This window comes from Halomonas icarae (assembly GCF_009901955.1).
In the GTDB taxonomy this organism is placed as follows: domain Bacteria; phylum Pseudomonadota; class Gammaproteobacteria; order Pseudomonadales; family Halomonadaceae; genus Halomonas; species Halomonas icarae.
Genome location: NZ_WUTS01000001.1, coordinates 3,079,471 through 3,099,551, shown reverse-complemented (window position 1 = coordinate 3,099,551; position 20,081 = coordinate 3,079,471). Strand labels below are relative to the sequence as shown.

21 protein-coding genes, 3 tRNA genes and 2 pseudogenes are annotated in these 20,081 nt (G+C 64.2%); 19 read left to right on the top strand and 7 right to left on the bottom strand.

Annotation, left to right across the window (positions count from 1 at the left end; translation table 11 throughout):
* The first annotated feature begins 86 nt into the window (after nt 1-86).
* Nucleotides 87-380, top strand: a complete 294-nt coding sequence (locus GRB80_RS14210; RefSeq protein WP_161424002.1) for an MGMT family protein — start codon at nt 87-89, stop codon at nt 378-380.
* A gap of 147 nt (nt 381-527) precedes the next feature.
* On the top strand, nt 528-1,109 hold the full coding sequence (locus tag GRB80_RS14205) for a YjaG family protein (protein WP_161424001.1): 582 nt from the start codon (nt 528-530) through the stop codon (nt 1,107-1,109).
* Nucleotides 1,110-1,120: 11 nt separating this feature from the next.
* Here GRB80_RS14205 and hisF read toward each other — a convergent pair whose 3' ends face one another.
* The 4 genes from hisF to hisB form a co-directional block, all read right to left on the bottom strand.
* A complete protein-coding gene (gene hisF, locus GRB80_RS14200) occupies nt 1,121-1,894 on the bottom strand; it encodes an imidazole glycerol phosphate synthase subunit HisF (protein ID WP_132043661.1) in 774 nt (257 codons plus the stop codon).
* A 2-nt stretch (nt 1,895-1,896) separates the two neighbouring features.
* Nucleotides 1,897-2,643 (bottom strand): 1-(5-phosphoribosyl)-5-[(5-phosphoribosylamino)methylideneamino]imidazole-4-carboxamide isomerase, encoded by a 747-nt coding sequence (hisA, locus tag GRB80_RS14195; protein ID WP_161424000.1) that lies wholly within the window; start codon nt 2,641-2,643, stop codon nt 1,897-1,899.
* Between the two features lie 176 nt (nt 2,644-2,819).
* On the bottom strand, nt 2,820-3,461 hold the full coding sequence (hisH, locus tag GRB80_RS14190) for an imidazole glycerol phosphate synthase subunit HisH (RefSeq protein WP_132043665.1): 642 nt from the start codon (nt 3,459-3,461) through the stop codon (nt 2,820-2,822).
* Nucleotides 3,462-3,492: 31 nt separating this feature from the next.
* Entirely contained in the window at nt 3,493-4,086 is a 594-nt protein-coding gene (hisB, locus tag GRB80_RS14185; protein WP_161423999.1) for an imidazoleglycerol-phosphate dehydratase HisB, read from the bottom strand.
* A gap of 187 nt (nt 4,087-4,273) precedes the next feature.
* On the opposite strand from hisB, the gene GRB80_RS14180 reads away from it, so the two are divergent.
* The 7 genes from GRB80_RS14180 (at nt 4,274) to GRB80_RS14150 (ending at nt 8,904) form a co-directional block, all read left to right on the top strand.
* Nucleotides 4,274-4,735: an acetyl-CoA sensor PanZ family protein gene (locus GRB80_RS14180; RefSeq protein ID WP_132043669.1), complete on the top strand. Its 462-nt coding sequence runs from the start codon at nt 4,274-4,276 to the stop codon at nt 4,733-4,735.
* Entirely contained in the window at nt 4,732-7,074 is a 2,343-nt protein-coding gene (locus GRB80_RS14175; protein WP_161423998.1) for an AsmA family protein, read from the top strand. The genes GRB80_RS14180 and GRB80_RS14175 overlap by 4 nt, the downstream gene beginning before the upstream one ends.
* A gap of 52 nt (nt 7,075-7,126) precedes the next feature.
* Nucleotides 7,127-8,218 carry an A/G-specific adenine glycosylase gene (gene mutY / locus GRB80_RS14170; protein ID WP_161423997.1) on the top strand — a complete coding sequence of 364 codons (1,092 nt, stop codon included), beginning with the start codon at nt 7,127-7,129 and terminating at the stop codon, nt 8,216-8,218.
* A 26-nt stretch (nt 8,219-8,244) separates the two neighbouring features.
* Nucleotides 8,245-8,517 (top strand): oxidative damage protection protein, encoded by a 273-nt coding sequence (locus tag GRB80_RS14165; protein ID WP_132043675.1) that lies wholly within the window; start codon nt 8,245-8,247, stop codon nt 8,515-8,517.
* Nucleotides 8,518-8,577: 60 nt separating this feature from the next.
* A tRNA-Phe gene (locus GRB80_RS14160) sits at nt 8,578-8,653 on the top strand.
* 6 nt (nt 8,654-8,659) lie between these two features.
* Nucleotides 8,660-8,734: transfer RNA gene (locus GRB80_RS14155), tRNA-Gln, on the top strand.
* A 94-nt stretch (nt 8,735-8,828) separates the two neighbouring features.
* Nucleotides 8,829-8,904 (top strand) — tRNA-Thr (locus tag GRB80_RS14150).
* Nucleotides 8,905-9,103: 199 nt separating this feature from the next.
* Here GRB80_RS14150 and GRB80_RS14145 read toward each other — a convergent pair.
* Nucleotides 9,104-9,871: a UTRA domain-containing protein gene (locus GRB80_RS14145; protein WP_161424368.1), complete on the bottom strand. Its 768-nt coding sequence runs from the start codon at nt 9,869-9,871 to the stop codon at nt 9,104-9,106.
* A 280-nt stretch (nt 9,872-10,151) separates the two neighbouring features.
* Between GRB80_RS14145 and GRB80_RS14140 the strand changes: the two genes are divergently transcribed.
* From GRB80_RS14140 to GRB80_RS16285, 10 genes are all read left to right on the top strand, one after another.
* Nucleotides 10,152-11,231, top strand: coding sequence for an ABC transporter substrate-binding protein (locus GRB80_RS14140; RefSeq protein ID WP_309663428.1), 1,080 nt, complete (start codon nt 10,152-10,154; stop codon nt 11,229-11,231).
* Between the two features lie 55 nt (nt 11,232-11,286).
* Nucleotides 11,287-12,111: an alkaline phosphatase family protein gene (locus GRB80_RS14135; RefSeq protein ID WP_161423996.1), complete on the top strand. Its 825-nt coding sequence runs from the start codon at nt 11,287-11,289 to the stop codon at nt 12,109-12,111.
* Nucleotides 12,108-12,941, top strand: coding sequence for an ABC transporter permease (locus GRB80_RS14130; protein WP_161423995.1), 834 nt, complete (start codon nt 12,108-12,110; stop codon nt 12,939-12,941). The genes GRB80_RS14135 and GRB80_RS14130 overlap by 4 nt, the downstream gene beginning before the upstream one ends.
* Nucleotides 12,925-13,785, top strand: coding sequence for an ABC transporter permease (locus tag GRB80_RS14125; protein ID WP_161423994.1), 861 nt, complete (start codon nt 12,925-12,927; stop codon nt 13,783-13,785). Before GRB80_RS14130 ends, GRB80_RS14125 begins: the two co-directional genes overlap by 17 nt.
* Nucleotides 13,782-14,933, top strand: a complete 1,152-nt coding sequence (locus GRB80_RS14120; RefSeq protein ID WP_161423993.1) for an ABC transporter ATP-binding protein — start codon at nt 13,782-13,784, stop codon at nt 14,931-14,933. The genes GRB80_RS14125 and GRB80_RS14120 overlap by 4 nt, the downstream gene beginning before the upstream one ends.
* Before the next feature lie 2 nt (nt 14,934-14,935).
* A complete protein-coding gene (locus tag GRB80_RS14115) occupies nt 14,936-15,601 on the top strand; it encodes an HAD family hydrolase (protein ID WP_202597235.1) in 666 nt (221 codons plus the stop codon).
* Between the two features lie 166 nt (nt 15,602-15,767).
* Nucleotides 15,768-16,853, top strand: a complete 1,086-nt coding sequence (locus GRB80_RS14110; protein WP_237562000.1) for a DEAD/DEAH box helicase — start codon at nt 15,768-15,770, stop codon at nt 16,851-16,853.
* Nucleotides 16,854-16,878: 25 nt separating this feature from the next.
* Nucleotides 16,879-18,014, top strand: a protein-coding gene (locus GRB80_RS14105; protein ID WP_419880023.1) for an IS3 family transposase whose coding sequence is annotated in 2 segments (ribosomal slippage) — nt 16,879-17,161 and nt 17,161-18,014 — 1,137 coding nt in all. Because the reading frame shifts where the segments join, the coding sequence is not laid out codon by codon here.
* 123 nt (nt 18,015-18,137) lie between these two features.
* The gene (locus tag GRB80_RS14100) at nt 18,138-19,142 is read left to right on the top strand and encodes a hypothetical protein (protein ID WP_161423991.1); all 1,005 of its coding nucleotides are present in this window, start codon (nt 18,138-18,140) and stop codon (nt 19,140-19,142) included.
* A complete protein-coding gene (locus GRB80_RS16285; protein ID WP_202597373.1) occupies nt 19,139-19,348 on the top strand; it encodes a hypothetical protein in 210 nt (69 codons plus the stop codon). Before GRB80_RS14100 ends, GRB80_RS16285 begins: the two co-directional genes overlap by 4 nt.
* Before the next feature lie 63 nt (nt 19,349-19,411).
* Here GRB80_RS16285 and GRB80_RS16280 read toward each other — a convergent pair.
* Both GRB80_RS16280 and GRB80_RS16570 read right to left on the bottom strand, forming a co-directional pair.
* A pseudogene (locus GRB80_RS16280) lies at nt 19,412-19,829 on the bottom strand (3-keto-5-aminohexanoate cleavage protein); the annotation flags it as partial.
* 27 nt (nt 19,830-19,856) lie between these two features.
* Nucleotides 19,857-20,057: pseudogene (locus tag GRB80_RS16570) on the bottom strand (gamma-glutamylcyclotransferase family protein); the annotation flags it as partial.
* Nucleotides 20,058-20,081: the final 24 nt, after the last annotated feature.

The window sequence follows — 20,081 nt, the reverse complement described above, 5'->3', positions numbered from 1 at the left end:
CAAGGCAGGACGGGAAAGGTAGAGCGGGAACAGGGCATGGGGAGTCCTGTCCAGCAGAGGGTGATGAGGCGTCGGACGGAGGTAACATGCAGGCTAGCTGGAGGGAGCAGGTCCTGACCGTGATCGCCGAGATTCCCCACGGCCGTGTGACCACCTATGGGCGCATCGCCGCCATGGCCGAGGGTGCCACGCCACGGCTGGTGGCCCGCGCCCTGCGCGACCTGCCCGAGGGGCACGGGCTGCCCTGGTATCGCATCATCACCGCCTCGCGTCGGCTGGCCGATCACCCCGGTGCCGCGGAACAGCGCGAGCGCCTGGCCGCCGAGGGAGTGCTGCTGGATGCCCGCGGCCGCGCCCCGGCAGAGCGGATGTGGCCGTGAGTTATATCGCTCAAACGGGGCTTTCTCGGGGACAGGCCCCGAAGTGTCGGACCATCGGGGAGGCGCTGTGAACCCGTCCCTGCGACCTGTCACCGACGCCCCTCGTGGTTCAGCGAGATTTTGATAATGTAAGCCCAAGGAGAGTCCATGAGCGGTTTCTTTCAGCGTCTGCAGGGCCTCGAGCCGCGCCGCCAGCAGGCCTTTATGGCGGCGCTGTGTGAGCGACTGCTGCCCAACTATGCGCTCTATGCCCAGACGGCCGGCCAGGGCAACCCGGCGGGGCTGCGAGCCATTCTCGATCTGGTGTGGGAGCGCCTGGCGATTGCCGGGGCCAAGATCGACTTCGAGCGACAGGCCGAGAAGCTGGCCGAGCTGGCGCCGCCGGAGGGTGATGACAGCTTCGGGGCCCGGCGTGCCACCGAGGCCGTGGCGGCTCTCTCGGCGCTGCTCGATACCCTGCAGGGCGAGGCGCCGGAGGCGGTGCTGGAGGTGAGCCGCGCCTCGCGGGGCGGCGTGCGGGCCTTTATCGAGCTGACCGAGGGCGAGGAGGATGGCGAGCGCCTTGCGGCGCTGGTGCGCGAGCATCCGCTGATGGAGGACGAGAATGACTTCCAGGATGCAGCCCTGGAAGCCGTGGAAGAGGGCGTACTGGGCCGCGACGCCCTCAAGGCCCTGCGCCGCCTGGGGCACAACGAGGGCGTCAGCAATCTCGGCCTGTCGGCCGACTGACGCCGGCTGGCTCAGAGGCGCATTTCTATTCCGCGCTCGGCCATATAGCGCTTGGCCTCCGGGATGGTGTACTCGCCGAAGTGGAAGATGCTGGCGGCGAGCACCGCATCGGCTCCTCCTTCGCGTACGCCCTCCACCAGGTGGTCGAGGGTGCCGACCCCGCCGGAGGCGATCACCGGTACGCTGACGGCATCGGCGATGGCACGGGTCACCCCCAGGTCGAAGCCGGCCTTGGTGCCGTCGCGATCCATGCTGGTCAGCAGCAGCTCGCCGGCGCCGTACTCCACCATCTTCTTCGCCCACTCCACGGCATCCAGGCCGGTGGGGCGACGCCCGCCATGGGTGAAGATCTCCCAGCGCGGCGCCTCGCCCTCAGCGGAAACCCGCTTGGCATCGATGGCCACCACGATGCACTGACTGCCGAAGCGCTCGCTGGCCTCGCGAACGAACTCGGGATTGGTGACCGCGGCGGTGTTGATGGAGACCTTGTCGGCACCGGCGTTGAGCATGGTGCGTATATCATCACAGCTGCGAATGCCACCGCCCACGGTCAGCGGTATAAACACCTCGCCGGCGATGCGCTCGACCATCTCCACGGTGGTATCGCGGTCCTCGTGGCTGGCGGTGATGTCGAGGAAGGTGATCTCATCGGCGCCCTGCTGGTTGTAGCGCTGGGCGATCTCCACCGGATCGCCTGCGTCGCGGATGCCGATGAAGTTGACGCCCTTGACCACGCGGCCGGCGTCGACGTCGAGGCAGGGGATGATGCGCTTAGCGAGTCCCATGTTCAGTTACCTTTTTCGGCGAGTTCATCGCACAGCCGCTGGCCCTCGGCCAGGTCCAGGGTGTCCTCGTAAATGGCGCGCCCGGTGATGGCGCCCAGAATGCCCGGTTCCCGGGCGTCTGCCAGGGCGCGCAGGTCATCGAGGTTGGTCACTCCGCCCGAGGCGATCACCGGCAGCCCGCCGTCGCGGGCAAGCGCCGCGGTCGCCTCGACGTTGACGCCATTCAGCATGCCATCCCGGGCGATATCGGTGTAGACGATGCTCGAGACGCCGTCGTCGGCAAAGCGTTTCGCCAGGTCAACGGCCTTGACCTCGGAGACCTCGGCCCAGCCGTCGGTGGCCACGAAGCCGTCACGAGCGTCGAGGCCGACGATCACGTGGCCCGGGAAGGCGCGACACATCTCGCCGACGAACTCGGGCTCCTTGACGGCCTTGGTACCGATGATCACGTAGCTGACCCCGGCCGTAAGATAGTGCTCGATGGTCTCGGCGGAGCGGATGCCGCCGCCGATCTGGATCGGCAGGTCGGGGTAGCGTCGGGCGATGGCGGTGACTGCCTCGCCGTTGACCGGCTTGCCCTCGAAGGCGCCGTTGAGGTCCACCAGATGCAGGCGACGAGCGCCGGCGGCGACCCAGCGTTCGGCCATGGCCACCGGATCATCGCCATAGGTGGTGGAATCGTCCATGCGGCCCTGCTTGAGGCGCACGCACTGACCATCCTTGAGATCGATAGCGGGAATTACCAGCATGTCAGACTCCTATGGATTCGGGGCCGGGCACCGCCCGAGGCGCCCGGTTGATCCTGGCGCGGATAAGGCGCCCAGTTAATCCTGGCGCGGATAAGGCGCCCAGTTGATCCCGGCGCGGATAAGGCGCCCAGTTGATCCCGGCGCGGCTTAGGGCGCCCAGTTGATCCCGGCGCGGCTTAGGGCGCCCAGTTGATAAAGTTCTCGAGCAGCCTGAGGCCTGCGCGTGAGCTCTTCTCGGGATGGAACTGCACGGCAAAGGTGGCGTCGCGGCCGATGGCCACATGGGCCTGGGTGCGGCCGTAGTCGGTAGTGCCGAACACCGTGGCATCGTCACTGGCCGCTACATAGTAGCTATGCACGAAGTAGAAGTGCTCATCCTGATCGATGCCCTTCCACAGTGGGTGATCGCGCTGCTGGTGAACCAGGTTCCAGCCCATATGGGGGACCTTGAGGCGCTGGTCCAGGTCGTCGCGCATATCGGCGGGAAAGCGTTTCACCTCACCGCCGAGGAAGCCCAGGCAGTCGATGCCACCGTTCTCCTCGCTATGGTCGAGCAGCATCTGCTGGCCCACGCAGATGCCCAGTAGCGGCTTCTCCTGGCTGGCCAGTAGTTCCTCCACCAGACCACGCAGTTCGGTCTTCTCCAGCTCGCCGAGGCAGTCGCGAATGGCACCCTGGCCGGGCAGCACCAGGCGTGTGGCGCCGAGGATGCGGCGCGGGTCGCGGGTGACCACCACGTTCTCGTGGGTGACGTGTTCCAGTGCCTTGGCGACGGAATGCAGGTTGCCCATCCCGTAATCGATGACGGCAATGGTCATGGGGCGCTCCTCGTGGGGTGGTGCGTGGGGCTCACAGGCTGCCCTTGGTGGAAGGCATCTGTCCGGCCATGCGCGGATCGGGCTCCAGGGCCATGCGCAGGGCACGACCGAAGGCCTTGAAGATGGTCTCCGCCTGATGGTGGGCGTTGAACCCCTTCAGGTTATCGATATGCAGGGTGACCATGGCGTGATTGACGAAGCCCTGGAAGAACTCCCAGAACAGCTGGGTATCCAGGCTGCCCACGGCGGCGCGAGTGAACTCCACGTCCATAAACAGACCGGCGCGCCCCGAGAAGTCGATGACTACCCGGGATAGCGACTCGTCGAGTGGCACATAGGCGTGGCCGTAGCGGCGAATGCCGCGCTTGTCACCGATGGCCCTGGCGAAGGCCTGGCCGAGGCTGATACCCAGGTCCTCGACGGTGTGGTGGTCGTCGATATGGCGGTCACCATCGGCCTTGATATCGAGGTCGACCAGGCCATGACGGGCCACCTGGTCGAGCATGTGATCGAGGAAGGGCACACCGGTCTCGCAGCTCAGCTTGCCGCTTCCATCAAGGTTGATGGTGACGCTGATGCGGGTCTCCTGGGTGTCACGGCTGACCGTGGCAATACGCTCGGACATTGAGGCAACTCCAGCGCCTGGGCGCATGTCGATGCGGACTACCGATGGAGGCGGCCCGCGGAAACAGGATGGTGGCAGGGCTCGCCCGTCACCGTAAAACTGCCATTATAGAGAATCGCCGACCCCATCCGCTACAATGCCCCCTCCGCGGTGGCGAACCTCGCTGCCCCGGCCCAGGAGATCAGCTATGCCGGTGACACTGCACCCCGTCGACCGGGGCGCCTGTGACATGGACGCTCAGGCCCGAACCGACCTTGTTCGTATCTATGCTGATGCGCCCGCCGAGCGTCTGCCGTCAGCGCCTGATGCTTTCATCGAAGCGCACCTGGACTCTGGGGGGAATTTCCTGTGTGCACGCTTCAATGACCGCCTGATTGGCGCCATAGCGCTGCGGGATGACGGTGAGGCCTGGTGGCTGTCGCACTTCTGCGTTCGCAAGCCGACGCGCCGCAGAGGCGTCGGTTCGCGCCTGCTGACACTGGTTGCCCAGGCCGCCAGTGCTGAGGGCAAGCCGCTGCGTGTCGAGGTGGCCCAGTTGCAGATGGCCGATCAGCTGATGCTCTCGCGGCTCGGTTATCGTCTCGATCGCAGTGGCGATCACTACGAACTCGCTCTTTCGGGCCGTCATTCCAAGGAGTTGCCACGATGAAGCGTTTGTTGAGCACCTTGCTGGCCGCCATCGGCATTCTCGCGGTGCTGGCCGTGGGGGCGGTGATCTACGTTACCACCTTCCTCGACCCTGAAGACCTCAAGCCGGAACTGGAGGAGGTGGTAAAGGAGCGCACCGGCCTGACCCTGGACCTCAAGGGCCCCCTCTCCTGGTCATTCTATCCACGACTGGGGGTCGGCGTTGAGCAGGCCGAGGCCTGGCTGCCGGAGCAGTCCATCGAGCAGGACATGGCCTTCATGGCCTTTCGACGCGCGGAGGTGAGCCTGGCCTTCACATCGCTGCTGCGCGGAGAGATGGCCATCGACGGCATGGCCCTGGATGGCCTGCGCCTCAACCTGTCGCGCGACGAGCGCGGACGGGGCAACTGGGAGACGCTGCTCGAGCGCCTGGCCGATGACGATGAGGAGCTGCCGACACCTGCCAGTGCCTCCACGGCACCGACACCGAGTGGCAGTGGGCCCTCCGTGGCCTTCAATATCGCCCGGGTGGAGGTCAAGGACGGCGAGGTGAACTACACCGACCAGGCCATCGGCCGCTCGCTGCACCTCAAGGGGCTCTCGGTCACCGGGCGCAACGTCAACCCGCGGCGTCCCTTCCCCTTCACGACCAGCTTCCAGCTATTTGGCCACGATACCCCGACGGGTGCCGGTGATACCGTGCCGAAGCTGGCCAGTGACGTCACCCTGCAGGGGCGCCTCGCCCTGGCCCTGGCCGAACGCCGCTATAGTCTCGAGGACCTCTCCCTGGTCACCCGCAACCAGCTGGCCGGTGTGAAGAGCCCACAGCAGCTGGAGCTGAGTGGCCAGCGACTGGTGATCGATGCGAGGGAGCGCCAGCTGCGCCTGGAGCGCGGCACGCTGAATGCGACACTCGAGCATGCCGTGCTCGGGGAGGCTCCGCTCTCGTTGGTCATGGAGTTCGCCCTGGAGTCAGATATTGCCGACGGCAGCGCCCAACTGCATGATCTGACGCTGAGTGGTAATGATGGCCTGCGCCTGAGCGGCAATCTCAATCTTGCCGCCCTCTACGATGAACCACGCTACGACGGTCAGCTGCGCCTGGCGCCGACCTCGCTGCGGCCATGGCTTGAACGCTTCGGCAGCCTGCCGACCACGGCCGATCTCGAAGCGTTCTCCGATGTGGCGTTGACGACCCCCCTGGAGGGCGACCTCCAGCAGGTGGCTCTTAGCGGCATGACCCTGGTGCTCGATGACAGCACCTTCACCGGGAGGTTGACGGCGGGCCTCGACGGGCAAAGCCTGGAGGCCGAGCTGCAGGGCGATAGCCTGAACCTTGACGCCTATCTGCCGGCCGCTTCGGGGACCGCCCCGGACGGCGCGGGTCTTTGGTCGCCCGGCATCGGTCGCGCCTATGCCCAGGAGGGCGAGATGCTGCCCGTCGACTGGCTGCGTGAACTGTCGCTGGACGCCAGCCTGACCCTGAGCCAACTGCGGTTAGGTGGCCTGGATTTTCAGGACGCCTCGCTGGCGCTAGAGGGTGAGGATGGCCGACTGCGACTGTCGTCGCTGGAATCGGCCTTCTATGAAGGAAGCCTGGCCGCCACGGGCGAGCTGGATCTGACCCGCGACCCCATCGCCTGGCGTTTAGCGCATCGCCTGGAGCGTGTGCGTGTCGACACTCTGCTGGAGGCACTGGGCGAGGGTGATGAGCGGGCGCCGCTGCGGGGTCGAGCCTTTGTCGATGGCTCGCTGACCACCCATGGCAATGCCTGGCCGGTGATGAAACGCGGCCTCAATGGGCGCCTCGCCATACGACTGGACGATGGTGCCATCCTCGACGTCAACGTGTCCAAGGAGCTGTGCAGCGCCGTGGCGACCCTGCAGGGAGAGACGACCCAGCGGGAGTGGGCGTCGGATACACGCTTCGAGCGCGCCGAGGCTACCCTCGAGGTGCGCGATGGCGTCGTGGAGAGCGATGACATCATCGTCACCTTGCCGGGGATCGACGTAGGCGGCGAGGGCTGGCTCGACCTGACCAGCGAACGCTTCGACCTACGTGCCGCGGCACGTGTGGTGGATACCGCCGATATGGCCTGCAAGGTCAATCGTCGCCTCGAGCGCCTGCCCCTTCCAGTACGCTGCGAGGGCAGCCTCGACGGCGATAGCGCCGAGTGGTGCCGCTTCGACAGCACCGGCTTCCAGGCGGCCATCGGTGAGGCTCTGGGCGATGAGCTTGGCGAGCGTGCCGGCGATGCCGTGGAGCAGCAGCTGGAGGGGGCCCTCGACAAGCTCGAGGAGCGCCTCGGCGAGGGTGCCGGCAAGGAACTTCGTGACTCCTTGAGGGGGCTCTTCAAGTGAGCAAAGTCAGTCTCTGCGTCGGCCTCGTGCCGGCGCCTTTTTTTGAGCTTCAATGACCGATACACCGACACCCGTACTCGCGCCCGCCACCTTTCAGCAGCGTCTGCTCGACTGGTTCGATCAGCATGGCCGCCATGATCTGCCCTGGCAGCAAGACCGCACGCCCTACCGGGTGTGGGTCTCGGAGATCATGCTGCAGCAGACCCAGGTGACCACCGTGATCCCCTACTTCGAGCGCTTCATGGCGCGCTTTCCCAACCTGCGCCGCCTGGCGGCGGCGGAGCAGGATGAAGTGCTGCACTTGTGGACGGGGCTCGGCTATTACGCCCGAGGACGCAACCTGCACAAGGCCGCCCGGGTGGTGGTCGAGGAGCATGGCGGGGCGTTTCCACTCCACAGCCTCGACGAGATGGCGGCCCTGCCCGGTATCGGCCGCTCCACCGCCGGCGCCATCATCGCGCAGAGCCAGGGGCGGCGGGCGGTGATCCTCGATGGCAACGTCAAGCGCAGCCTCACCCGGCTGCATGCCGTGGCGGGGTGGCCGAGGCGTCCGGCGGTGGAGCGCAGGCTATGGGCGCTGGCCGATCACTATACGCCAAACCATCGCCTGGCCGACTACACCCAGGCGATGATGGACCTGGGCGCCACCCTGTGTCGGCGCGGCACCCCCGAGTGTGGTCGCTGCCCCTTCAGCGATGTCTGTGTGGCTCATGCGCGCGGTGAGGAGCGCCGCTTCCCGGAATCCAAACCGAAGAAGGCGCTGCCCACACGAACCACTCGCATGCTGCTGTTGCGCGATGCGCGGGGAAGGGTGTTGCTGGAACAACGCCCTTCCAGCGGCCTGTGGGGTGGGCTCTGGAGCCTGCCACAGTTCGATGACGCGCTGGCCCTGCAGGCCTGGCTCGACATCCATGCCCCAGACAGCCGGCTCGATGCGCCGGGCGCCTCCTTCACCCATGTCTTCAGTCATTTCCGTCTGGAGATCACGCCCCAGCCGGCGCGGATCGGGAGCCTCGATTCGATCGGGGAGGCGCGCCGCTGGTACGATCCCGATAATCCCGATGCCGTGGGCCTGGCGGCCCCGGTGAAGGCCCTGCTGGCGAGCCTGGCGACCTTCACCCTGGACATGCCGCCGGGGCCCTGAGCTTCCATCTGCCTAGGAGACGTCTCATGAGTCAGACCGTGTTCTGCCGCAAGTATCAGCAGGAGCTCGATGCCCTGCCATTTCCCCCGCTGCCTGGAAAGAAGGGCCAGGAGATCCAGGCCAATGTCTCGCGCCGGGCATGGGAAGAGTGGCAGGCCCTGCAGACCCGCCTGATCAACGAGAAGCACCTCAATATGCTCGAACCCTCCTCCCGCGAGTACTTGATGGAGCAGATGGAGCGCTTCTTCGACAACCAGGAGACCGATCAGGCCGAAGGTTACGTGCCGCCCTCATCTTGATGATAAGAAAGGGGTTGACGCGAAAAGCCGGTTGGGGTTTAATACGCACCGTTGGCAAGGGGCCAGATAGCTCAGTCGGTAGAGCAGGGGATTGAAAATCCCCGTGTCGGGGGTTCGATTCCCTCTCTGGCCACCAAGCTGCTGGGGTATAGCCAAGTGGTAAGGCACCGGTTTTTGGTATCGGCATTCCCAGGTTCGAATCCTGGTACCCCAGCCATCGCCAACCTTGTTTTCGAAAGACCGTGGACCCGAGTTCACGGTTTTTCTCGCCAGGAGGAGTGGTCCTCCATGTCGCCTTCAGTGCGGCTATTGCCGACATAGCTCAGTTGGTAGAGCAACTGACTTGTAATCAGTAGGTCCCGGGTTCGACTCCTGGTGTCGGCACCATTTCAAGACATGATATATCAATCGCCCAGCGCGATTCCCCCAACCGCCCATGAGGCGGTTTTTTGTGCTTCATCTCCATCTCGAGTCGGCATGATCTGCGCTTCGGGGCGTGTGCTCCTACCGATACCACCAAGGCCCGAGTGATGTTAAGCCAGTATTGGAGCTTGTTGATCTCGCCCCGCCGTAAAGAGAAGTATGACTAAGCACCATTCTGAGGTGCCGCTGAGAGGGTCAGCGCAATCGCATCGTGGCGCCATAGCTCATCGTCGTAATCGATGGCTCGTCCATTCTGGTCGAAGTTGATGCGAGTGACTCGCTGAGCAGGTCCTCCCGAGGCGGCACGAAGTGCATCAGCGGCTCGCTCATCCAGCACCGTGGAGCAGAGCTCGAAGCTCACGCGACTGACGCGGATGCTGTAGTGACTGCGATAGAGCTCGGTCAGCGAGCGGGTTTCGAGGTCGTGCTCGAGAATCCCCGGGAAGCAGTCCGTGCGCAGGTGGTGCTCCACATACAGCACGGGGCGACCATCGACGTGACGGGCTCTGACGATATGGTAGACCGGTGTGCCCTCCATGATCCCCAGGCGGGCAGCGATTCTGGCAGACGCTGGGCGATGAGTTGCCTCCAGTACGTAGGTCTCTGCCCGGCGCTGCTGAGACTCCACCATCTCCCGGAAAGGCAGGCAGGCCAGCAGGTCATAGCGCAGGCGCGGGGGGGAGACGAACCAGCCACGACGATTCTCCCGATAGATACGCCCTTCGGCTTCCAGCTGCGTTAGCGCTTCTCGCAGGGTAATGCGTGTTGTGCCGAAGCTCGCCATCATCTGCCGTTCCGAGGGTAGCCGCGCTCCGTGACCGACGGCCTTGTCGGCCAACATGTCGAGCAGCGCATGGCGCAGTCGATTCGCCGGTGGCGTCAGGCTGGATGGGTGGTGGCTGGGTGCTGACGTCGGAGAAGGCGGTGGCATCGTGGTCAAGGGTGTCTCGTTTCTGGTCTAGTTCAGTTGTCGTTCCGTTATAAACGGCATGCTGCGTGTCAGCCTATCGAAACTTCCATGTCGTCACGATGACAGCAGTTCCATGGAATACCAATGATGCCAATGTTTGTCGAGGACGGCGGCAGGCAATCCAATTGCCATGTTACCGACACGCCACTGTCACCTTGTTGGCCTAGTGTGCCTCCTGTCAGCCGCTTCTGAACTAGACCAGATGGCGGTTTCACCCTGACCACCTGCATGGAGCCACACCGTGAATCCGACACGTTCGACGCTGCTTCGCCTCACCTTGACCGCCGCACTGGGTACCACGCTGTTTGCCGGCCAGGCACAGGCCTCCACCGAGCTGTCAGATCTGATCGCTGCCGCCCAGGAGGAGGGCCGTGTCGACAGCGTCGGCATGCCGGATACCTGGGCCAACTGGAAGGACACCTGGGCGGACCTCCAGGAGCATTACGGCCTGGAGCACATGGATACGGACATGAGCTCCGCCGAGGAGATCGCCAAGTTCAAGGCGGAAGGCGAGAACGCGACCGCCGACATCGGTGACGTGGGCATCAGCTTCGGCCCGATCGCCGTGGCGGAGGGCGTCACCCAGCCCTACAAGCCGGCCACCTGGGACGAGATTCCGGACTGGGCCAAGGACGGCGAGGGCCACTGGGTGCTCGGCTATACCGGCACCATCGCTTTCATGACCAACAAGCAGCTGGTGCCGGAAGAGGAGCGTCCGCGTAGCTTCGCCGATCTGGCCGAGGGGGAGTACAGCGTGTCATTAGGCGCCGTGGGCCAGGCGGCTCAGGCCAACAGCTCCGTGCTGGCGGCGGCCTTCGCTAACGGTGGGGATGAAAGTGACTTGGCCCCGGGGCTGGAGCTGTTTGCCGAGCTGGCTCGCCAGGGGCGTCTTTCGCTGGCGGACCCCAGCATCGCCAACCTCGAGAAGGGTGAGGTCGAGGTGGCCCTGCTGTGGGACTTCAACGCCCTCAACTATCGCGACCAGATCGATCGTGACGCCTTCGAGGTGGTGATCCCCTCCGATGCCTCGGTCACCTCTGGCTATGCCACCATCATCAACAAGCATGCCCCGCACCCCAACGCCGCCAAGCTGGCACGCGAGTTTATCCTTTCCGATGAGGGTCAGTTCAATCTGGCAGAGGGCTATGCCCGGCCGATCCGCGCCCAGCACCTGACCCTCCCCGAGGAGATCGCCGCCAAGCTGCTGCCCAACGAGCAATACGCCAATGCCCGGCCGGTGGAAGATTTCGACGCCTGGGAACAGAGTGCCCGCCAGCTGCCGCGCCAGTGGCAGTCCCAGGTACTGATGCACCAGCAGTAACCCTTCCGCTCTCTCATCGATTGCCGCCTCCCCGTGAGGCGGCAAGGAGGTTTGAATGTCTCATCGCGTCATCCTCGTGGTGCTTGATGGCCTTAACCATGCCGTGGGTCAGCACGCCATGGGCCACCTGCATGCGCTGTGTGAGGCGGGCCGTGGCAGCTATCACACGCTGGATTGTGAACTGCCCGCCATGTCGCGTCCGCTCTACGAGTGTCTGCTGACGGGGGATCGCCCGGTGGACTCCGGTGTGGTGCACAACCAGGTGGTGCGCCGCTCCACCGGCACCAGCCTGTTCGATCTGGCGGTTCGCCAGGGGCGGCGTACCGCCGCGGCGGCCTATCACTGGGTCAGCGAGCTCTATCTGGAAGCCCCCTTCGTGCCGGCACGCCATCGTTTCCATCAGGATCCCGAGAGCGCCATTCAGGCCGGGTTGTTCTATTGGCAGGATCACTACCCCGACGATCACCTGTTCAGCGATGCCGAGGCGCTGCGCCGCCTGAGCGACCCTGACTTTCTGCTGGTGCATAGCATGAATGTTGATGATGCCGGCCACCGTCATGGCGGGGAGTCGCCCCAGTACCGCAACGCCGCGCGGCGAGCCGATATCGCCCTAGCCGATTACCTGCCGACCTGGCTGGCTGAGGGTTACCACGTCATGGTCACCGCCGACCATGGGATGAATGCCGACGGCTCCCACTCGGGCCTGCTGGAAGAGGAGCGTCGGGTGCCTCTGTGGCTGTTCGGCGAGGCGTTTGCCCATGACGCAGCAACCACCGTCCAGCAGCCCCGGCTGTGCGGCACGCTTGCCAGCTTGCTGGGCCTGCAGCACGACAAGCCATCTCACCCTGAACTGCTGGTCAAGGGGAGGGACGCTTCGTGAAGCGCCTGCTGCCTGCCTGGCTGTGGCTGATGCCATTCGCGCTGGTCTTCGTCGCCTTCCAGATGGCGCCTCTGGGCTGGATCGCCGTCAGCGCCTTTCAGGTCGAGGGAAGCTGGGGGCTGGGGCACTTTCAGGAGATCGCCACGTCGCCCTTTTTTCGCCAGGCGATCTGGCGCAGCCTCGAGATCTCGCTGGTCTCCAGTCTGCTGGGGCTTATCATCGCCGTTCTGACGTGCCATAGCCTGACCCGTACCAGTGGCCCGCTGCGTCGCTGGATGATCGCCTTCACCAACATGACCAGCAACTTTGCCGGGGTGCCGCTGGCCTTCGCGTTCATCATCCTGATGGGAGCCAACGGAGTGCTGACCCTGGCCCTGCAGCGTGTCGGGCTGATCGATGACTTCTCGCTCTACTCACGCACCGGCCTGATCGTCATCTACACCTGGTTCCAGATCCCGCTGGGCATGCTGCTGTTGTTTCCCGCCTTCGCGGGGCTGCGCGCCGACTGGCGTGACGCCGCCAGCCTGCTGGGCGCCGGGCGAGTCGCCTACTGGTACCACATCGGCCTACCGGTGCTCCGTCCGGCGTTGGCGGGGACCTTCACGATCCTGATTGCCAATGCCATGGGCGCTTATGCCACCGTCTACGCCCTGGTCAACACCAGCTACAACCTCATGACCATCCGTATCGCCAACCTGGTGTCGGGCGACCTGTTCCTGCAGCCCAACCTGGCCAGCGCCCTGGCGCTGACCCTGGTGGGCCTGCTGGCCCTGGTCACCCTGATTCAGCAGTGGCTGTTACGCAGGAGCCATCATGTCGCAGAACGCTGATCTCACCCTGTCGCGGCCCAAGGCACCGGCCCTGCCGACGCTTCGCTTACCGCGTCTATCTATTCATGCCCTGGTGGTGGGGGGCGTCTTTACCCTGCTGGCACTGCCTCTGGTGGCGACCCTGGGGTATGCGCTGGCGACCAGCTGGGGTGCCACGCTGTTGCCGGACGGGCTGACACTCAAGTGGTTCCTGGAGCTGTGGAGCACGCCGCGCTTCCAGCTGGCGTTCGCTCGCTCCATGCTGGTGACCCTGGGAGCCCTTGTGCTGAGCCTGGTACTGGTCGTGCCGGTGGCCTTCCTGGCCCATACCCGCTACCCGCGGCTGGATGCCTGGATGAGCGGGCTGGTGTTGGTGCCCTTTGCCGTGCCGCCGGTGGTCTCTTCGGTGGGGCTGCTGCAGCTCTATGCCGGTGGCCCGCTGCCGTTGGTGGGCTCCCCCTGGATCCTGATCTTCACCTACGTGACGATCGCGCTTCCCTTCGTCTATCGGTCCGTCGCCAACAGCCTGCGGGCCATCGATATGAAATCGCTGATGGATGCCGCTCAGCTGCTTGGCGCGACGCCGTTCAGGGCCTTCTTCCTGGTGATCCTGCCCAATATCCGCATCGGCGTTCAGGTCGCCGTCTTCCTCTCCTTCTCCTTCCTGGTGGGTGAGTTTGTCTTCGCCAACATGTTGGTGGGTACCCGCTTCGAGACCCTGCAGGTCTATCTCAACAACATGCGTGGGACCAGCGGCCATTTCACCAGCGCCTTGGTGATCACGCTCTTCCTGTTCACCCTGTTGCTGACCTGGCTGGGGAATCGCCAGGCCGGCCACGCCATCGCCAAGGATGCCAACGCATGACAACCTTGACCGCCGCTCCCTATGCCCGCGACCACCTCTCGACGCTCGATCGCCGCGATACCGTGGCTGATTTACCGGCAAGGCAACATGGTGCCACAGCCCCTGCATCCCCCGACTACCTGCGTCTCGAGAGCCTGGCCAAGCGTTTCGGCGAGACTCAGGTGTTTTCCCAGATCGATGCCTTGATCGCCAAGGGCGAGTTCGTCACGCTGCTGGGCCCCTCCGGCTGCGGGAAATCGACCCTGCTGAGGGCCATCGCCGGGCTGAACTCGATCGATGAAGGTCGCATCGTGGTGGATGGCGAGGAGATCACAGCACTCCCTCCCCAGCAGCGCGGCGTCGGCATGGTGTTCCAGCACTATGCGCTGTTCCCCAACATGCGGGTCACCGATAACGTCGCCTTCGGGCTTGCCATGCAGAAGGTGCCCCAGGAGGAGCGCCGCCGCCGCGTGGACGAGGTGCTGCGCCTGGTCGAGTTGCGCGAGCATGCCGACAAGTTTCCGCATCAACTCTCCGGAGGGCAGTGCCAGCGAGTGGCGCTGGCACGTGCGCTGGTCGTGGAGCCCCGTATCCTGCTGATGGATGAGCCGCTGTCGGCGCTGGATGCACGCATCCGCCGTCATCTGCGTCAGCAGCTGCGCGACATTCAGAAAACGCTTGGCCTGACGACGCTGTTCGTGACCCACGATCAGGAAGAGGCGCTGCTGATGTCCGACCGCATCTTCCTGATGCATGACGGACGTATCCTGCAGCAAGGGGATGCCGAAGCACTGTACACACGGCCCCGCAGCCATCAGGCCGCTGGCTTCATGGGGCACTACAACGTGCTGTCGGGGGAGCAGGCGCATGCGCTGCTTGGCGAGGTGAGCAGGGCGGCACGCGTGGCGTTGCGTCCCGAGGCCATCTACCTGCAGCCGGTGTCGGATACCACGCCAGGTGGCGAGTTGCCGACTCACGCGGGTCCCGGGTGTCGTGGCGTGATCCGCCGTCGTCAGCTGCTGGGCAACGTCGTACGCTATGCGGTGGAGTGTTCCGGGATTGAGCTCTCTGTCGATGCCCTCAATCGAGGCAGTCGCCATCTGCTGGCGGAAGAGAGCGAGGTGCTGGTGTTTGTCGACCTCGATGAGGTTCAGGATATTGAGGAGTGAGTATGTCTTGCAGGGCAATGCGCCTGGCGCTGTTCGATCTGGATGACACCCTGCTCGACGGGGACATAACCGGGTACTGGAACGAGTGGCTGATCGAACAGGGCTGGATCCCGGATACCGCCGAGTATCGCCGCACCTGGGAGAGCCATATGGCCGACTACGCGGCAGGCACCCTGGATATGGAGGCACATCTGGCCTTTCTGCTCGCCCCCTTGGCGGGACGCAAGGTCCAGGAAGTGGCCGAGCAGGTCGAGGTCTTCCTGGATAGTCGTATCATGCCGCGGCTATTCCCGGGAGGCCTTGCGCAGGTGGCATGGCATCGCGAGCAGGGGCATACCACCGTCGTCATCTCCGCCTCGACCGCCCAGCTGGTGGCGCCACTCGCCAGGCGCTTGGGCTGCGATGCGGCACTGGCGACGGAGCTCGAGGAGCAAGCCGGTCGCTATACCGGCCAGGCGCGCGGTATCCGCACCTTCAAGGAAGGGAAGCTTCACGCACTCCGGGAATGGCTGGGAGAGGCGCAGCCAGCGGAGACCTGGGGCTACTCTGATTCCCGCAACGATCTTCCGCTTCTCGAGGCGGTGGAGAGACCGCACGCCATCCATCCGGACCCGGTGCTTGCCGGCATTGCGCGTGAGCGGGGGTGGGCGATGCCCTCGTGGCGGTGAGGACGCGCGATGTAGCACCCCTGCGCCGCGATGACCAAGACCGGCACCTTCGGCCATATCGAGCCGTTCAAGCTGGTGTAGTCACCACCCTAAGTCGCCTTGATCATCGTGCCGGCGCGGGAGAGAGTGGGTAGCTGCTCCTATCGCAACCGGACAGGCTTCAGGGATGACCACAGAGCACATCACGGACTACCACGCCAAGTATTTCGCCTATGAGCTCACTCGCCAGCGACGGGGTGGAGACGTGGACCGTCTGGCCACTTCGTTGTTCGACGCTTCGGTCGATCTCAACCCCCACCAGATCGATGCCGCCTTGTTCGCCCTGCAGAACCCGCTGACCAAAGGCGTGCTGCTGGCCGACGAGGTGGGGCTGGGCAAGACCATCGAAGCTGCGCTGGTCATCTGCCAGTACTGGGCAGAGCGTCGGCGTCGGCTGGTGGTGATTGCTCCAGCAGCCTTGCGTAAGCAGTGGGCGACTGAGTTGACTGAGAAATTCCACCTGCCCACTCAGGTGCTGGATGCTCGCACCTACAAACAGCAGCGTGATCAGGGAATCTACGACCCGTTGGATCAGGATGTCATCAGCGTGATGTCCTACCACTTCGCGGCCAAGCTGGAGCCCCAGCTGCGCACCATCCCCTGGGACCTGGTGGTGATCGACGAGGCTCACAAACTGCGTAATGCTCACCGTGAGAGCCATCGCACCGGGCAGGCCATCAAACGCACCTTTGCCGGCAGTCGCAAGCTGCTGCTCACCGCTACACCACTGCAGAACTCGCTGCTCGAACTCTACGGTCTGTCGACTGTGATTGATGACCAGCTGTTCGGTGATGCCATCAGCTTTCGCCGACAGTTTATGCGTGGCGGCAACGATATAGAGGGGCTGCGACGCCGGCTTGATGAATTCGCCAAACGCACCCTCCGCCGCCAGGTGCTGGAGTATGTGCAGTACACCGAGCGCAAGGCGCTGACGATCCCCTTCACCCCCTCCCAGGATGAACAGCGGCTCTACCATCTTGTCTCGGGCTACCTGGAGCGCGAAGACAGCTATGGCGTGCCCACTCGCCAACGCCACCTGGTGTCACTGGTCATACGCAAGCTGCTGGCTTCCTCCACCACTGCCATTATCCAGACGTTGGAGACCCTCAAGGAGCGACTCGAGGCACTGCATGACCGGCATCAGGTCGAGCAGGACTGGTTGGAGCGACTGCTGAAGTGGTCCCCGAAATTCGGACCAGGCGCTAAGCTCTGATCAGACCGACCAGGAGATCCTGATCATGAGCAAGAAACGTCGGCAGTACAGCAACGAGTTCAAGGCCAAGGTGGCCTTGGCTGCGCTGAAGGGCGATGAGACCACCTCGGCGCTGGCGGCTCGCTTCGAGGTGCACCCGTCCATGGTGAGCCAGTGGAAGCGTGAACTGCTGGACAACGCCGCTGGCATCTTCGACAGCAGCAGCGGTAAGGCCGCTCAGAAGGGCCAAGAGGAGATCGATATCCTCTACCGCGAGATCGGTAAGTTGACGGTAGAACGGGATTTTTTATCACGCAGGCTCGATCGTTGAGCCGGGCGCAGCGCCTGGCCATGATCGAGCCGCCATCTTCCGCCACTCCGAGTCTGAGACGGCAGTGTCAGCTACTCGGCATCAGCCGTTCCTCGCTGTATTACCAGCAGCGAGAGTGGCTCGCCGAGGATCTGGTGCTGATGCGCCTGATCGATGAGCAGCACCTGCTGACGCCGGTCTACGGCTCGCGCAGGATGACCGTCCATCTCAACCGGCTGGGCCACCGGGTCAACCGCAAGCGGGTAAGGCGCCTGATGCGTCAGATGGGGCTTCAGGCGATCTATCCGCGCCCACGGACCAGCCTGCCGGGCAAGGGGCATCGGATCTATCCCTACCGGCTACGTGGCCTGACGATCGACCGGCCGAACCAGGTGTGGGCGACCGACATCAGCTACGTTCCGCTGGTCCGCGGATTCATGTACCTGGTGGCGGTGATGGACTGGCACAGCCGCCGTGTCCTGTCGTGGCGGGTCTCCAACACCTTGGACACGGACTTCTGTGTCGATGCGCTGGAGGAGGCACTGGCACGTCACGGACCGCCTGAGTTCTTCAATACGGATCAGGGGTGCCAGTTTACCAGCCAGGCTTTCACCGGCGTCCTAGAGGCTCACGGCGTCACCATCAGCATGGACGGCAAGGGCTGTTACCGGGATAACATCTTCGTGGAGCGGCTCTGGCGCAGCGTGAAGTACGAGTGCGTCTACCTGAAGGCCTTCAAGGACGGGGCACACCTGAAGCAGGAACTGGGCCGCTACTTCGCCTGGTACAACCAGGAGCGGCCTCACCAAGGACTGGACGATGCGACACCTGATGAGGTGTACTTCCCACAACTAGTGAAACAGGCGGCCTGACGCCGATGATGATCCGATCCGAGCTTAGATGACCTGTCAGGTGGTCCGAAGGCTGGGGACCACTTCAGCCAGGCCAAGCAGCACGAGCGCTTCTTCGATGACAATCGTCTCCTGTTCCTGGATATGGCTGCCCTGGAGCGCGACCTGGAGCGCGACCTGGAGCGCTATCGGCGCTCCAGGGGCTACGCTAACCTGCTGATCGATGCCAGCCGATTCCCGGCGCTGCTAAAGAGCCAGGTGTGGTACACGCTGCTGGTCCCCGACAATCAGTGGAAGCTGCACGCCGACAACTTCCAGCGCTACCAAAGCATGGCGCTGGAGCTCCTGTCGCTGCTGATGGATCGAGTCTTCAACTACCACCGCCGCGCCTACCTGGAGCCGCGCCTGGAACTGGTGGCGCTCGAGGATGCCCGTGGCAACCTGCCCGATACCAAGGAGTATCAGCTGATTGTTGATGGCAGCGAAACGGCACTGATCGACGACATCAGGCAGATGAAGGAGGCCATCGAGCAGCAGCGTCAGGCTATCTATCGTTCATCCAAGGCCAACGGTGTCAGCGCAATTCAAATTGATGCCCACCTCTACAGTCCGCTGCTGCATCTGGGCAAGGACAGCCGTATCCGTGTTGAGCCCGTTGCCCTCAACGATAGCGAGTTCCGTTTCGTCGAGGACCTTAAGGGATGGTTGGAGCGAAACCAGCAGGCGCTCGCTGAACGAGGTGAACAGCTCTACCTGCTGCGTAACCTGGTGAAGCAGGGTATTGGCTTCTTTGAAGCTGGTGGCTTCTATCCCGACTTTATCCTTTGGCAAGTGCAGGATGACCGCCAGCGCATCGTCTTCGTAGACCCTCATGGTCTGCGCCATACAGGGCCAAAGGACGAGAAGATTGAATTCGGAGAGCGCATCAAGGAGGTGGAGCGGCGCCTGAAAAGTGAGCACGTCGAGCTGGAAAGCGTCATCCTCGCACCTTCCAGCACTACGCGTGAGTGGATCATCAGCCACTGGGGCATGACCGCGGAAGAGCTACGCACCAAGCACGTGCTGTTTATGTCAGATTCCAACTACCTGGACAGCTTGATGCAGGTGGTGGCAGGCCAGCCGGCTGAAGCAGCGACTATGCAACCATGACTTCTTGCACTTATCGCCACTACCCCAGCTTCACCCGCCGCTACGTCCGCTCGGTGATGAAGATGATGGGGCTGCCCAAGAAGCCCAGCATCGAGGCGGAGATCTTCGGCCAGATGGTGCTGGATGAGCGGGTAGTCCACTCCATCAACGGCGAGGTGCTGATGCTGGAGGCACCATGGCCGCGAGGGCAGGATAGTGGTGCCTGAGCCGTCATTGTCGAGCTGGCTGCAGACGGTGCAGCTGAGCAAGGTGCAGGGTGACGCCTGGTCGTGGCCACCGAGCAGCATTGCCTGGGCGACTATTGGTAGCTGGTGGCGGCCGATGCCGAAGGCGGCCCAGTTGGCATTCTCCGGCAGCTTGTTGCACATGGCCTGCATGGTCTCCGGGTCGGCCTCGGCGCCCCAGGGAATGCCCAGGCAGAGCTGGAACAATGGGTCGCCGTCGAGCTGGCCCTCCTTGGGCCGCCGCGGGTCGGGTCCTCGACATCGGGGATCCAGTCGCCGCCGCAGGCGGTGATGTTCATGACGATATCGACGTCGGCCTCGCGCACCCGCGCCATCACCTCGCTAAGTGATCCAGGGAGTGGCTGATGCCGCCGGTCTCGGGGTCGCGCACGTGGATGTGAGAGACGCTGGCGCTGGCCTCGACGCAGTCGACGGCGATCTGCTGGGGCGTGACCGGGACGTGGGCGCGATGATCCTCCAGGCGATCCAGACGATCCAGGCTCGCCAGCTGCCGGACGCCGATGACGTAGACCTCGACGAGCACGCCGCTGGAGGCGCGGCGCTTGGCCCCCAGGTAGGCACCCAGGTCGTACAGGGTCAGCTCGCCCAGGCGGTCGTGGCCGAGCAGCCTGGCGGCTTCCAGCCAATGGTGGTTGTGCTGCCCCCGCTTGAGAGTGCCGTAGACGGCCACGCGAGGACAGCGCCGGATATCCTG